At 57.3% G+C, this 14,563-nt stretch carries 9 protein-coding genes; all 9 read left to right on the top strand.

The window, feature by feature from the left end:
- Nucleotides 1-3: 3 nt before the first annotated feature.
- The 9 genes from lexA (at nucleotide 4) to Q8Q08_01415 (ending at nucleotide 14,498) form a co-directional block, all read left to right on the top strand.
- The gene (gene lexA, locus Q8Q08_01455; GenBank protein MDP2652677.1) at nucleotides 4-606 is read left to right on the top strand and encodes a transcriptional repressor LexA; all 603 of its coding nucleotides are present in this window, start codon (nucleotides 4-6) and stop codon (nucleotides 604-606) included.
- Between the two features lie 229 nt (nucleotides 607-835).
- Nucleotides 836-2,800, top strand: a complete 1,965-nt coding sequence (locus Q8Q08_01450) for an ATP-dependent helicase (protein MDP2652676.1) — start codon at nucleotides 836-838, stop codon at nucleotides 2,798-2,800.
- Nucleotides 2,801-2,802: 2 nt separating this feature from the next.
- Complete coding sequence (locus Q8Q08_01445) at nucleotides 2,803-4,068, top strand: hypothetical protein (protein ID MDP2652675.1); 1,266 nt, start codon at nucleotides 2,803-2,805, stop codon at nucleotides 4,066-4,068.
- A gap of 44 nt (nucleotides 4,069-4,112) precedes the next feature.
- Nucleotides 4,113-4,910 carry a 3'-5' exonuclease gene (locus tag Q8Q08_01440; GenBank protein MDP2652674.1) on the top strand — a complete coding sequence of 266 codons (798 nt, stop codon included), beginning with the start codon at nucleotides 4,113-4,115 and terminating at the stop codon, nucleotides 4,908-4,910.
- 72 nt (nucleotides 4,911-4,982) lie between these two features.
- On the top strand, nucleotides 4,983-5,570 hold the full coding sequence (locus tag Q8Q08_01435; protein ID MDP2652673.1) for an SPOR domain-containing protein: 588 nt from the start codon (nucleotides 4,983-4,985) through the stop codon (nucleotides 5,568-5,570).
- Nucleotides 5,571-5,872: 302 nt separating this feature from the next.
- A complete protein-coding gene (locus Q8Q08_01430; GenBank protein MDP2652672.1) occupies nucleotides 5,873-11,734 on the top strand; it encodes an alpha-2-macroglobulin family protein in 5,862 nt (1,953 codons plus the stop codon).
- 367 nt (nucleotides 11,735-12,101) lie between these two features.
- Nucleotides 12,102-12,701 carry a penicillin-binding protein activator LpoB gene (locus tag Q8Q08_01425; GenBank protein MDP2652671.1) on the top strand — a complete coding sequence of 200 codons (600 nt, stop codon included), beginning with the start codon at nucleotides 12,102-12,104 and terminating at the stop codon, nucleotides 12,699-12,701.
- A gap of 128 nt (nucleotides 12,702-12,829) precedes the next feature.
- Nucleotides 12,830-14,170, top strand: coding sequence for a hypothetical protein (locus Q8Q08_01420; protein ID MDP2652670.1), 1,341 nt, complete (start codon nucleotides 12,830-12,832; stop codon nucleotides 14,168-14,170).
- 127 nt (nucleotides 14,171-14,297) lie between these two features.
- Nucleotides 14,298-14,498 (top strand): hypothetical protein, encoded by a 201-nt coding sequence (locus Q8Q08_01415; protein ID MDP2652669.1) that lies wholly within the window; start codon nucleotides 14,298-14,300, stop codon nucleotides 14,496-14,498.
- The last annotated feature ends 65 nt before the right edge of the window (nucleotides 14,499-14,563 follow it).

The following is a 14,563-nucleotide window of genomic DNA, read 5'->3' as shown; positions in this document are numbered from 1 at the left end:
CCTATGACACAGACACAAGAGTTGACATCCAAGCAGAGAAACGTTCTCAAATTCATCTACCGGAAGGTCAGGGACACCAACCTTCCACCCACCATCCGGGAAATCGCCGGAGAATTCGGTTTTTCCTCAACCGGCACGGTCCGGGATTACCTGAAAGCCCTTGCGCAGAAAGGTTACGTCAGGATCGCGGCCGGCAAGTCCCGCGCCATTGAACTGGTGCGGGAGGCGCTGTTTTCCGTGCCGATCCTGGGCAAGGTGCGGGCCGGTCTGGGCACGCTGGCGATTGAGGAAATCGAAGGATATCTCGATCTCGACAGCCTTGTGTTTTCGGACGAGAAGACCTTTGCCTTGCGCGTGAAGGGGGACAGCATGATCGGCGCCGGTATCATGCCGGACGATCTGGTCCTGGTGCGCAAGCAGTCGATCGCCAAGACCGGAGAAACGGTTGTGGCGATGGTGGGCGAAGAGGCCACGGTCAAGTCTCTGAGGAAGAGAGACCAGAGTTATTATCTGGAGCCCGCCAACCCGAAATACGACCCCATCCCGGTGGATGACAACGTTTCGATCGTCGGCAAGGTGATCAGCGTGGTCCGGCGTTTTCCCTGATCCGCGACCCCCTTGAGACCGCATGATGATTACGGAAGGAGCCATATTTTTTACTGGCTCCTTCTTTTGTTTCGGCGCGCTTCGCCGGTTTAAGGGAGAAAAGCGTGCCGAAACATCCGAGCGCGCATGGCGTGTGAGGGAGCACAGCAATCGATCGTTTTCTCAAGATGCCGCGAAATTCCCCGATAAATTCATGGCGCGCGGAAGGGCCGTGTTATAATATCCCGACATGAAATCCCCCGTTTCCTTTGAGAATGAATTGAACCCTGCCCAGAGAGAGGCCGTCGTCTCCACCGAAGGCCCTTATCTGGTGATCGCCGGAGCCGGCAGCGGCAAGACGCGTGTTCTGGTTTACCGCACCGCCTATCTGGTCAGCCAGGGCGTGGCCCCGGAATCCATCCTGCTTTTGACGTTCACGCGAAGGGCCGCCGGAGAAATGTTGCGCCGGGCCAGCGAAGTCCTTGATGCCCGTTGCCAGAACGTTTCCGGTGGGACATTCCATTCCTTTGCCAACCTGACCCTGCGCAGACACGCTCCGGCTGTCGGCCTGCCGCGACACTTTTCGATCATGGATGAATCCGACGCGGAGAACGCGGTCGGGCTGGTCTGCTCCCATATGGGGCTGCGCAAGGCCGACAAGCGGTTTCCCAAGAAAGGCACGCTGTTGTCGCTGATTTCGAAAAGCGTCAACAAGGGGGTGGACGTCGGGACCGTTATTTACGAGGAGTATCCGCATTTCATGGAGTGGTCGGGGACCATCGGACAGGTCAAGGACAAATATTTTGAGTACAAACGCGGGCTCGGCCTTTTGGATTTTGACGACCTGCTGGTTTACATGCATGAGCTCCTCGTTTTTCAGCCGCAGATCCGCAAGGAGCTGTCGGAGCGGTACCGGTATATCATGGTGGACGAATACCAGGACACCAACAAAATCCAGGGCCATATCGTCCAGCTTCTGGCCGGCGAGCACAAAAACCTCATGGTGGTGGGGGACGACTCGCAGAGCATCTATTCGTTCCGGGGGGCGCATTTTCGCAACATCATCGAGTTCCCCAAGGTGTTTCCGGAGGCCAAGGTCATCACCCTGGAGGAAAATTACCGGTCCTGCCAGCCGATCCTGGACATGACCAACGAAGTGATCCTGGCGGCCAGCGAACGCTTTGAGAAAACGTTGTTCTCCAATAAACCGGGCCGGGGCCGGCCGGTGTACGCGGACGTTGCCGATGAGCACAGCCAGTCGAGGTATGTCTTGCGCAAGGTCCTTGAGCAGAGGTCCCTCGGGGTGCCGCTCAGCGAGATGGCGGTTCTGTTCCGGTCGGGCTGGCATTCCAATGACCTGGAAGTCGAGCTGGCGTCCCACGGCATTCCGTTCGTGAAATACGGCGGGCAGAAGTTCGCGGAATCCGCGCATGTGAAAGATGTCCTGAGTTTCTTGAGAATCGTATATAATGCCTCTGATGAGATGAGCTGGACGCGCGCCCTGCTCCTTTTGGACGGCATCGGCCCGAAGACCGTGGAGGACATCCTGAAGGACGTGATCTGCGGCCGGCAGGGATTGCAGGCTGGCGGCGCTGTTTTTAAAAAGAAACCGGAGCTCCAGAAGTTCTTCGACCTTTTGCGCGGAATCGACGGCCGGCAGCCGCCGGCGGATTTGCTGAAGGATGTTTTGGGGTTTTATCTTCCGATCCTGATGAGCCAGCACGACGATTACGACAAGCGTTTGAGCGACCTGGAATCCCTGGAACGCATCGCGTCCCGGTATCAGTCCCTGGAACAATTCTTGGCCGACATGACGCTGGACCCTCTTGAAAAAGGGCTGGTGGAGGCCGAGCGCAGCCAGAGAAAAGACCATCTCATCATCTCGACCATCCATTCCGCCAAGGGGCTGGAATGGCACACCGTATTCCTCATTTACGTGGCCGAGGGATATCTGCCGTCGTACCGCGCCTTTGATAACGAGGGCGCCATTGAGGAGGAACGCCGGCTGTTTTACGTTGCGGCCACCCGGGCCAAGGAAAATCTTTACTTGATCCGTCCCCAGGTGGACGGCGCGGCCCGCGGGGGGATGGAGGGGCAGGGGAGCATTTACACTCGGATGTCCCGCTTCCTGGAGGAAGGCCGGATCCTGGAGAAGTTTGTGGACGTGGAAGGCGGCGGCGCTTCCCGTTTCCGGCGGAAAGAATATCATTTTTAAGCATGCGGAATTTTGACCTCAAGACCATCGCATCGTTTCTCAACAATCACTTCGAGGAAATCCTCGCATTCAACGCCTATCTCCTCCTGGGGATGTGCGTCATCATCCTGTTTTTGCAGGTCCGTCATCTGCGGCTCAAGCATTTTCAGCAATTCCTCCGGCAGATCCTGTTTTACGTGACCATCGTGGTCGAAACCAGCTTGATCGCGATCACGGTCATGATCTTCATCGAGAATTATTCCCCCAAGAAACCCATTGATTTCGCCGCCCGGATCGCGCCGAACACCCGGTGGGTCAAGGAGGACACTCCCATTTATTTTCTTGCGGATAACCGCCTGGTGATGATTAACCCCGATGGCAGCGGCCGCAAGACGGTTTTTGAGGCCGATGAGACCATCCGGCAATACCAGTTTTCGCCGGACGGCAAGAACCTCCTGGTCCTGACCCGGAACGATCTTTATTTGCTGGACATCGCCGCGGGGCGTTCGGAGCGTCTGACCTCGGTCCGGATGGATAACGCCGCGGACAAGGACCAGGTGCGCGGGGCCATCGACGGCGTGCGCTGGGCCCCGGACAGCGCGAAATTCTGCTACCGGCTTTCGCGGTGGTCGGCGTATTCCGCCGTGGAAGACTGGTGGATTTACGACATCAGGACCAAAAGCCGCGTCAAGGTCCAGAGTCCTGTCCTGAAATTTGTGTCCCTGTTCTGGGACCGTCCGTCCACCCATCTCTACGCCTCCTGGTTCGAGTCCCTGGACACGACGAAGCACGCCAATCCCTATCACGTGAAGATTTTTCGTATCCCGCTGTCGTCCCTGAACCCTGAGACGGTGATCGAGTTCCCTTTTTCAGAGCCGCGCCTGAAGCCGGAACATCTGGCCGTGCGCGGGATCGACCTGGATTTTGGCGTTGACCGTCTGACCTTCAGTAACTCATCGGGCGCGGGAACGTATCATGCGTACTCCCGGTCCGGAGCGGTCGTGGGCATCGATGAGAGGGACACCCTGTATTTTATCCGGAACTTGTGGTGGCGGCGGCGATTGTACCAGATCCCCCGCGTGACCGAGCGGACGGCGCTGGGGGAGATCGCAAGGTATCAGTATCAGGGAGGACAGCTTGTGATCAGGGATTTGCGCTGGCTCCCGGGCGGACGTTATGTTATCATGGAACATCTTTTATTCGGGATACTCATTCTCGACCCGTCCACCGGCAAGATCGGCATTCTGGACAGCCAGAGGGGAAGCTCTTTCGGGTGGTATTCGCCATGAATCCTTCTGCCGGACCGTTGAAAAAAACAGAAAAAGAACCCCTTATGAAATTGTCGCGGCCTTTGATTGTTTTGGACCTGGAGACCACGGGAACGTGGATTGAAAAAGACCGGATCATCGAGATCGGGATGATCCGCTGCCTCCCCGGGGGAGACCGCACGACATATGAACAAAAGGTCAATCCGGGCATGCCGATCCCTGCCGAGGTGCAGGAGGTGACGGGCATCAGCGATGAGGACGTGAAATACGCCCCGCGTTTCAAGGACATCGCCGCCGAGGTCGTGAATTATCTGGAAGGCGCCGACCTGGCTGGCTTCAACCTGGAACGTTTTGACATGCCGATCCTGGCCCGGGAGGTCGCGGACGCGAACCTGTCGCTGGATTTCAAGGGCCGGACCGTTTACGACGCGCAAAAAATTTATCATCTCCACGAGCGGAGGGACCTGACCGCCGCGTACAAATATTATTGCGACCATGATCTCACTGACGCCCACTCCGCCTTGGCCGACAGCCGGGCGACCCTGGAGGTGCTCGAGGCCCAGTTGAAGAAATACGGCAACGGCAGCGACTTCATCGAGGCGCTCAAACAGTTCGATTACAAAAAACGTAGTGAATTTTACGATGCGGACCGCAAGTTTCGTTGGTGGAACGGCGAGCTGTACATGATGTTCGGCAAATATGCCCGGCGGGATAATCTCAAAGAGGTGGCGAAGAACGACCGGTCTTATCTGGAATGGATACTGACCCAGAATTTCAGCGATGAAGTGAAGGACCTGGTCGAGCGGGCGCTGGAGGGAAAATTCCCCTCCTGGGACCCGCCGGGCCCCAAGGATGCGGCTTGAGGAAAACTCCGTGCCGCGATACAATAGGCAAAGATTCCCGGGATTAACGTTTTGTGATTCAGGAGGTGTGCGATGAAAAATCAATGGATGATTTGGACCCTGATCGCCGCGGTCATTGTCATTGCCGTGTTCGCGCTCAATTTCGAGGGCGGGCAGAAGTCTTCGTTGTCCCTGATGGACATTTTCCCTGAACAGCAGTTGGATTCGATCCCCGATGTCGAATATGAATTTATCGAGGAGACGTCCCCGGAACCGGCGCCCCTGCCGGCCAAGGCGTCCAAGCCGGTTCAGCCCGCGAAACCGCAGGCGGCCCCTCCGGTGAAGATGTCCGCTCCCGCGGCATCCGCAAAGCCGGAATCCCGGGAACCGGCCTCCGCCGCCAAGGCGGCTCCGGCGGCCCCGCCGGCCGTGAACGTTGCTTCGATGCCTTTCACCATTCAGGTGGCCTCTTATAAGGAAAAAAGCCACGCCGAACTGTCCCTGAAAGGGCTGCTGGCCGCGGGTTACCCGGCCTCTCTTGTGGCCAAGGACCTGGGCGACAAGGGGACCTGGTACCGGATTTACGTCGGATCGTTTCAAACCAAGGACCAGGCCAACGAATTCCTTTCCAAGATGAAGCCGGAATATAAAAATAGCTTTGTGATTTCAAACAAGAAATAGGAGCAGGCCGCCTGATTTCTTATCAAGATGTTGCAAATCATTGCCAAGGCACACGGTTTAGTCAAAAAGAATTTGTAACTTTTCCCCCGTCTACACGTTTAAGCCATAGGTGAAAGTCCATGACCCTGGGTCATGGGCTTTTTTATCCGGTTTCCGATGCTGAAAACCTTGTTGGAAAAGCCGTTCGAAATTCGAAGCCAGCGTCTTCACAAACGGGCTCAAAACGCATGCTCACCCATTCATTGCCATTCCGGCAGTCATTTCCGATTCCCCCATTCAACACCACAAGCGGAGGCCTATCCATGGGAAAGAATTTCCTGAAGGGGTTTTTTCTGTCCGTTGCCGCTGTTTTTGTTTTTGGGACCTGCGGGATCGCCGCTGATACCCCGCTTCTCAAGGAGGCCGACCAGCTCCGGGAGGAGAAGTCGTATCAGATGGCGGCCGAGAAATACCGCCAAATTTTGAGCGAAGTTGAAAAAAATGGACCTGCTGCCAAGATCGCGCGGGAAGTGAATTTCAAGCTGGGGGACTGCCTGTGGCGCGCCAATCAGCAGGGGACAGCCGCTCCTGAAGCGGAAAAGATGCTGAAGGATCTGGCCGAGGATAAAGATGCCGACCGCTGGCAGGCTGAGGCCGGAGAATCCCTGGCTGAATATTATTTGCAGGTGGACCGCTGGTCGCACACGGAGCAGATCAAGTCATATTTAGAGAACGCTCGGGATTATTGGGCCGGAGCCACGGATGTTGAGTTGGCCAGGAAGCGTTTTGTCACGGCCAGCTTCACTTTAGGCGATTTTATCTCCCAGAATTGGGGCTGGTATTACACGGGGCTTTCCGAAGTGCGTTACGGCGAAAAAGCCATTGCCAGGCCGCCGCAGGCCCAGCCGGCCGGGCTTGAAGTGCTGTATGAGGAAATCCTCAAGATCGCCACGGATCCGGCGGACAAGGCCAAGGCCCATTACGCGTTGGCCATGAGCTATCAGAGCCGGTTTGCGTACGATCCTGAAAAGAAAAAGTTGATCGAGAAACATTTCAAGGAAGTGGTTGACCGCTACCCGCAGAGCGAATGGCTGGATGACGCGTTGTTCTATCTGGGGCAGTATCACGAGCAGGCCAGCGAATTTAAGCCGGCCCTGGAGGCTTTTCAGCAACTCTTGTCGCGTTTCAAGCCGGGGGAATCCCAGTGGCTGGACAACGCCCGGGAGCGCGTCAAGCAAATCACGGGTCCGGCCCTTTCCGCCGGCGTGGGTTACACGTTCCTTCCGGATTCGGAAATCCAATTCAGCCTGAATTGGCGCAACATCAGCCAGGCCAAAGTCACGATTTACAAGATGGACCTGGTGCATGAGCTCAATTTGAACATGAACGTGCAGGCGGACAAGGACGAGAGAGGCGTGGACCAGTATTCCAAACTTCTTAAAAGTCTTGTGGATTCCGGCCGTTATCAGTTTCTGCCCGTTGTGGTGTCTTGGCAGGAGTCCCTGAAAGAAGAGGGGAAACATCTTCCCTACGGGGAGAGCAAGGGGTTGGCGGAATGGCGTAAGGAAAAGGATGACGATCCCGTCGATCCCGCGATGGGGGTGTTGCCTCCGGGCGCATACCTGCTTTTGGTGACCGCCGGAGACGTGAAGGCCTATGATCTCATCCTGGTGACGGAGATGGGCGTGGCGGCAAAAACGTCGGCCCGTTCCGCGCTTTTTTACGCTTTTGACGGGGCCACCGGAAGCCCCAAGCCGGAGGCCCAGGTCAAATATCACTACCGTTATTACGACACCCAGGGACACTGGATGTGGGATGAGGGCAGCGGCGTGACCGATGCCAGCGGGCTTTTGAAGGTCGAACTGAAAAATCCCGGAGAACAATACAACAATCAACACGATCTTTTTGCCGTGGCCTCGGACGGGGCCATGCAGGCCTTTGTGCAGGGGTCTCATTACGGTTCCGGGGGATCGGGCATGAATTGGTCGCTTTATTCTTACAGCGATCGGCCGGCGTACCGGCCCAATGAGCAGGTCTCTTTCAAGGGGATTGTCCGGCGTTACGACGGGGCCGCGTTCACCAACACCACAGGGATGAAGGTCAAAACGCGGATTTATGATCCGCGCGGCAACATCGTGCGTGAAAAAGATTATGTTTTGAATGATTTCGGGACCTTCGATGATAAATTGTCCCTGGACGGCCAGGCGGCGTTGGGCGAGTACCGGATGGAGGTCTACACCGACAACTGGAACCAGCACATCGGCAACAGCCCGCTGTTCCGGCTGGAGGAATACAAGCTGCCGGAATTTTTGGTCAACATCAAGCCGAAACCGAAGGACGGCAAGGTGTCCACATATCAGCTCGGCGATAAAATCGTTGTCGAGCTCGACGCCCAGTATTATTTCGGCGGCCCCGTGGCCGGCGCGGACATCGAGTATCTGATCTATCAATCGCCCTATTACCACACGTATTATCCCGCCCGGGAGTATGAATGGTATTACCGCGACATGCGTTCGAATTATTATGATTACGGCGGCGGCCAGCTGGTCACGCAGGGGAAGATCAAGACGGACAAGGACGGCAAGGCCACGTTTGAATTTGAAACCCCGAAGGACAGCCCGAACGATTTGAAATACCGCGTCGAGGCCAGGGTGGTGGACCAGAGCCGCCGGGAGATCACGGCCACGGGCGAGATCAAGGTCACGAAAAACGCGTTTTACGCCTACCTGACACCCAAGCAGAACCTTTACCACCCCGGCGACAAGGCCGAGGTGGACATCAAGATCATGACGGCCAACGGGGAGCCCGTGTCCGTGGACGGCAAGGTGGCTGTCCTGCGCAACTGGTGGGACGGTCCGAGGATGGAAGGCGACAAGATCGTCCGCGAAGGGCAGTATGGGAACAATGAGCTTTTTTCCAAGTTCGTCAAGACCGACGCCAAGGGCGAGGCGAAATTTGAATTCCAGCCCGAGCAGGACGGGTATTACACGGTCCAGTTCACCGGGTTTGACGCGGGCGGAAAGGAAGTCTTGTCCAGCGCCGTTGTCTATGTCTGCGCGAAGCAGAGCCAGGACATTGGATTCCGCTTCGGCGGCATGCAGATCATCGCGGAAAAAGACACGTATATGCCCGGCGAGACCGCGCGTTTCATGATCGTTTCAGACCAGCCGGAAAGCTGGGTGCTGTTTTCCGCCGAGGCGCAGGAGATCCTGGATTATCAGATGCTGCATCTGACCGGAGCGGTCAAATTGCTGGAAGTCCCTATCCAGGCCAATTTCATTCCCAACATTTTCGTAACGGCGGTCTCATCGGACCATTTTCAGATGAAGACCCATTCGTTGCCGATCATTGTTCCTCCCGAAGAAAAGTTCTTGAACGTGCGGATCTCTTCGGACAAGGAGGTCTATGGCCCGAGGGACGAGGGAAAGTTTTCTTTAGAAGTCACGGACAAGGACGGGGAGCCGGTGTCGGGTGAAATCTCCCTGGGGATCGTGGACGCCAGCGTTTATTACATCCAGAACGAATATGTCCCGGACATCCGGGAATTCTATTATGGACAGAAGCGACAGCTCTCGGTCACGACCCAGACCAGTTTTCAGCAGCGGACCTATACCCGGCTTGTCCGAGGGGAGAAGGGCGAGTTGATCACCGAGGACCAGAGGAGATATCTGAAGGACTCGAAGGAGCGGGATCTGGCCAAGAAGGCTGAAACCGAGGTGTCGGCCCGGTCCGGGGAGAAAATCCTCGGAGACGAACGGCTGCGCTCGGATGTGTCTTTCGCGGCCATGGACGCAGTCGGCGGCATGGCCGAAGGCAAGATGAGGGCCGCTTCGGCGCCGATGGTCAGCAGGTCTCTGGCCAAGCCGATGGAGGAGATGGCTGAAAAGCAGAGTAAAGATAAGGAAGATATAGGGAAGGGCAACAGGAATGAAAAAGGGCCTTTGGCCCAGGCCGAGACCCGGACGGATTTCCGATCCACCGTGATCTGGCAGCCGTCCATCGTGACCGACGCGGAAGGTCGGGCGAGTTTGACCGTGACCTTCCCGGATTCGCTCACGACCTGGCGCGCCACGGCCCGCGCGATCACCCGGCAAACCACCGTCGGCAACGTGACTCAGGAAACGCGGACCAAGAAAGACATCATCGTGCGTCTGCAGGCCCCGCGTTTTTTCACCGAGCGGGACATGGCCACGGTGTCCGCCAACGTGCATAACTACACGGAAGAAGAGCAGAAAATTAAAGTGACCATTGATGCGAAAGGACTGCACGTGGTCGGCGAACCGTCATCCTGGATCACGGTCCCGGCCGGCGGAGAAAAGCGGGTGGACTGGGTGTGCGAAGTGCCCAAGGCCGGTCTGGCGGATATCAAGGTGACGGCCCAGGCGAAGACCGAAGCCGACGCCATGGCCCGCAGTTACCCGATCATCCCGCACGGCATCGAGAAGTTCATCGCCCAGGCCGTTGTGCTGAAAAGCCAGGAGCCGGCGGAGCAGACCGCCGAGTTCGTGCTGAATGTCCCCAAGGAAAGGATCAAGGAATCCACGTCCTTACAGCTTGTCCTTTCGCCTTCGATGGCCGCGGCTTTGCTGGATGCCCTGCCTTACCTGGCGGATTATCCTTACGGCTGTGTGGAGCAGACCATGAGCCGTTTCCTGCCGGCGGTCATTGTGGCAAAGACCATGCAGAATCTAGGCCTGACCGAACAGGAGGTCATGGCCTATATCAGCGATGTGATGGAGCCGCGGCATGATCCCGAGGGGCATCCTCAGCGCCGCGATGACGCGACGTTCACCAAACTTAAATCCATGACCCAGGACGGGCTCAAACGGCTGTATGATTTTCAGCATTCCGACGGCGGCTGGGGTTGGTGGAAGGATGACGACACCAACCGCTTCATGACCGCGTATGTTCTCTGGGGGATCTCTTTGGCCAGGGATGCGGGAGCGGATGTCCGGGGGGACGTGATCTCCCGCGCCGCGTCGTATCTCCAGACGAATCTTGTCGAGGAGGAGAACAATCCCGACATGCTGGCCTGGATGCTCTACGCCCTGGCGCAGGCGAGGACAGGCAGCGAATTCCAGGACAAGCAGGAACAACGGTTGTGGGAAATGCGCGACAAACTCAACCCCTACACGCGCGCGCTGTTCGCGCTGTCTCTGCAGCTCCGCAATAATAAGGAATATGCCGATGTTCTGGTGAGGAATTTGGCCAACGGCGTGAAGGAGGACAAGGACAACGCCACCGCGCATTGGGGCGAGTCCGGGATCTATTACCGCTGGAGCGACGGCGGGACCGAGGCCACGGCGTTTGTTTTGAAAGCGCTGGTGAACATTGATCCACAGAGCGTTTACGTTGACCCCGCGGTCAAGTGGCTGGCCCTCAACCGCCGCGGCGCCCGCTGGAGCAACACGCGCGACACGGCGATCGCGCTGTTGTCGCTGGCCGATTATCTGAAAACGACCCGGGAGTTGAATCCGGCTTATGAGTTTGACATCCTTGTCAACGGCCAGTCCGTCCGGCAGGGGAAGGTGGACAGCCAGAATGTCCTGACCTTCGGCCGCCTCGTCGAAGTTCCCGCGGAAGCGATCCGGGACGGAAAAAACACCGTCCAGGTCAAATTCAAGGGACAGGGCGCGATGTATCTGTCCGGATACCTGAAGTATTTCACGCTGGAAGAGGGCATCACGTCCGCCGGCAACGAGATCTTCGTCGAGCGGAAATACCTGAAAGAAAGCAAAAAGGAAACCCTGATGAAAGGGTATGTCTCCGACTGGGCCGAGCTCAAGGACGGCGACGCCGTCAAGAGCGGGGAGCGCATAAAGGTCGAGCTCACGGTCGAGGCGAAGAACAATTACGAATACCTGGTCTTTGAAGATTATAAGCCGGCCGGGTTCGAGGCCGTGGAACTGAAGAGCGGCACCGGCTACGCCCAGGCGGTTGATGGGAAGGGGAAGCCCGCCGGCGGACAGGCCTGGCTGTATCAGGAATTCCGCGACCAGAAAGTCGCGATTTTCATCACGAAGTTGAAGCAGGGGACCTACCGGATCTCATATGAGCTCCGGGCCGAGGTGCCGGGCGAGTTTCATGCCATGCCCAACCAGGCGCACGCGATGTATGTTCCGGAGATCCGCGCCAACAGCAGCGAGATGCGGCTTACCGTGGAAGAGAGGCCGGAGATTGAGTGACGGTAGGAATTTGATTCCGGTGAGAAGGGCTGGGCTGTGTCCCGTGCTCAAACAGTGAGCCCGCTTTTCTCTAAAGACAAAAACATAGCAAAGCGGTCTCAAACTGCGCGCGGGACACAGCCCAGCCCTTCTGCGGAAATAACTGGGGGGGCTGAACGTTTGCCGCGGCATTGACGGCAGGCCCGTTTTCTCTTACAATGTAAAACAATGTTTTTAAGCGGTTGTCCCGCTTCGGTTGCTGGGTCGCAACCTTCGCGGGATAAATTCGCGTGGCTGACTTGACGTCGTCCCGCTTCTTGCCCCACCATGGCGCAAGGGGCAGCGGGACTTCCGTAAGTCAGACGCTCATTTAAAAGGAGATGATCGGATGAAACACCGTCACCTGTTCGTATTGGTTTTGGCCCTTCTGACCGCGGCCGGCTGCGGCACGACCGTCAAGCGCGTGGACGTGGAAGCGCCCGTGGATTACAGCGGCCGCTGGAACGACACCGATTCCCGGCTGGTCGCCAAGGAGATGATCGACGACTCGCTGTCACGCTCCTGGGTCGCGGTGTTCCAGACGGAAAACAAGCGCCCGCCGGTTGTCATCGTCGGCTCGGTCGTCAATAAAAGCCATGAGCACATCAATTCCGACGTGTTCACCAAAGACCTCGAGCGCAGCCTCCTCAACTCTGGCCGGGTGAAATTCGTGGCCTCCCGCCAGGAACGGACGGACGTGCGCGAAGAGCGTGTCGACCAGCAGGGGGCGTTCACGAACTCCGCGACCCGCCGCAAGATGGCGATGGAAACCGGCGCGGACTACATGCTCATCGGCAGCATCAATTCCATCAAGGACGAAACGCGCGGCCGTTACGTGATCATGTATCAGGTCAATCTGGAAATGGTGGACCTGGCGACCAATGAAAAAGTCTGGATCGGGCAGAAGGACATCAAGAAGGTCGTTCAGAAGAGCAAGTACTCCCTTTAGTGAATGCGCAACTTATGGAACGTGGTGAACATAAGTTGCTGCATCCCTTAGCCCCGCCGTTGAGACCCGCCAGAGGCGGGGCTGGCGGGTTTGTCCTCCGGGGTTTGAAAACGCGATATCCCAAAAAAGTGCATAATATTTTCCCACAGCGGGCGCTTTGGTTCAAAGCGCTCGTCCTTTTTTCCGCGCTTTGGTTGCCGTCCTGCGCCACGGCGCCGGCGGTCCAGCCGCAGGTCAACAGCTTCGTGGTGGCGGAGCGCTTCGATTCCGCTTTGAGAATCCTCGAGAAACACAAGGACGGTTACGGCCGTAACAACGAACTCCTGTTCTGGCTGGACAAGGGCCTGGTCCTGCACCTGGCCGGCCGGTATGAGGAGAGTATCAAGGCCTTTGAAGAGGCCAAAGTGGAATACGACCAGCTTTATACGCAGTCCCTGTCCAAACTCGCCGCCACGTGGGCTTACAATGATTACTCCGCTCCTTACCGCGGTGAAGATTTCGAGCGCGTCATGCTCAATATTTTCCAGGGGTTGAATTTCGCGGTCCTGGGGGACTGCCGGGAGGCGCTGGTGGAGGCGAGGGACGTGGATTCGATTCTTTACGCCATCAACGAACAGTACCCGGACGGGAAGAAAAATGTTTACCGGGAAGACGCCTTTGCCAGGTTTTTGATGGGGCTTCTTTATGAGTGCGCCGGTTCAGCCAGCGATGCCAATGACGCGTACATCTCTTATCAAAAAGCGCTGGAGGCGTATGAGTCCGATTACCGGCAGCACTATCAGATGGACCCGCCGCCGCTGCTGATCGAAAATCTGCTTTCGCTGGCCCATCGTTTTGATCCCGCCGAATTCAAAAGGCTCAAATCCAAATATTCTCCCGGCGGTTTTCCGTCACGGGAAGAGCGCGACGCCAAGGCGGAAGTCTATGTGGTCCACTACAGCGGCCTGTCTCCGATGAAGTATCAGGAATGGATCGCGGTCCCCCTGCCCGGCGGGATCGTGACCAAGATCGCGTTTCCCCGGTATAAAGAGCGGATCTTCGACGTCCGGGAGGGATGGTTCAGCGCGAGGAAGGGGGGTGCCATCGTGGCCCGGCAGCCCACCCAGTTGGGCGAGGACATCGCCGGCATCGCGGTCAAAAATCTTTCCGACCGAAAGGTCCGCGTTATCGCCAAGGCCGTGCTGCGCCCGGCGGGAAAGTATGCCCTGGAGAGATACGGGGCGGACGCCCTCGAGAGACGACACGGCGATGCCGCGGCGGATGCCGTCCGCGTGTCAGGCAGTCTTTACAATATTTATTCCGAACAGGCCGACCTGCGCGCCTGGCAGACGCTCCCGGCGCAGATCCGGGTGGCGCGGCTGTTGCTTGCCCCCGGGGAATACGAGTTTTTTTTTAACGGGGAGCCGCTTGGGACGGCCGATGTCCGGGCCGGAGGCAAGAAATTTTTTCTGATCAGGACGTCCCGCTGACAAACCAGATGCCACGGGCTTTGCCCGTGGCTTGATGCAGTCCTTGGCCGTGGTCATGCCACGGCCAAACGGCCGAGCGAAGCGAGGTCCCTTGACACGGGCGGATCCAGGCAAAGGAGGCAGAAACATGGCTCAACGCATCCGCGGCATGTTACGATGGCTGCACATCGTCCTTGGGCTGGTCATCATGTGCTATATTTATTCCCCGTTTCACCAATATGCCTGGTTTCAGATCACGGTCAAGTTTTTCGTGATCCCGGTCATCACCCTGAGCGGCGTCTGGCTGTGGAGATTTTCTCAGGTCAACAAGCGGCTGGGCATACGGTGAGCCTCTGGGGAAACGCGAGGTAACAGTTGTTTTATGGAAAAACAGGGATATAATATCAAAGAAAG

Source organism: Candidatus Omnitrophota bacterium, from assembly GCA_030688425.1.
Lineage (GTDB): Bacteria > Omnitrophota > Gorgyraeia > Zapsychrales > JANLHA01 > JAUYIB01.
This window is presented reverse-complemented; position numbering and strand designations above follow the sequence as displayed.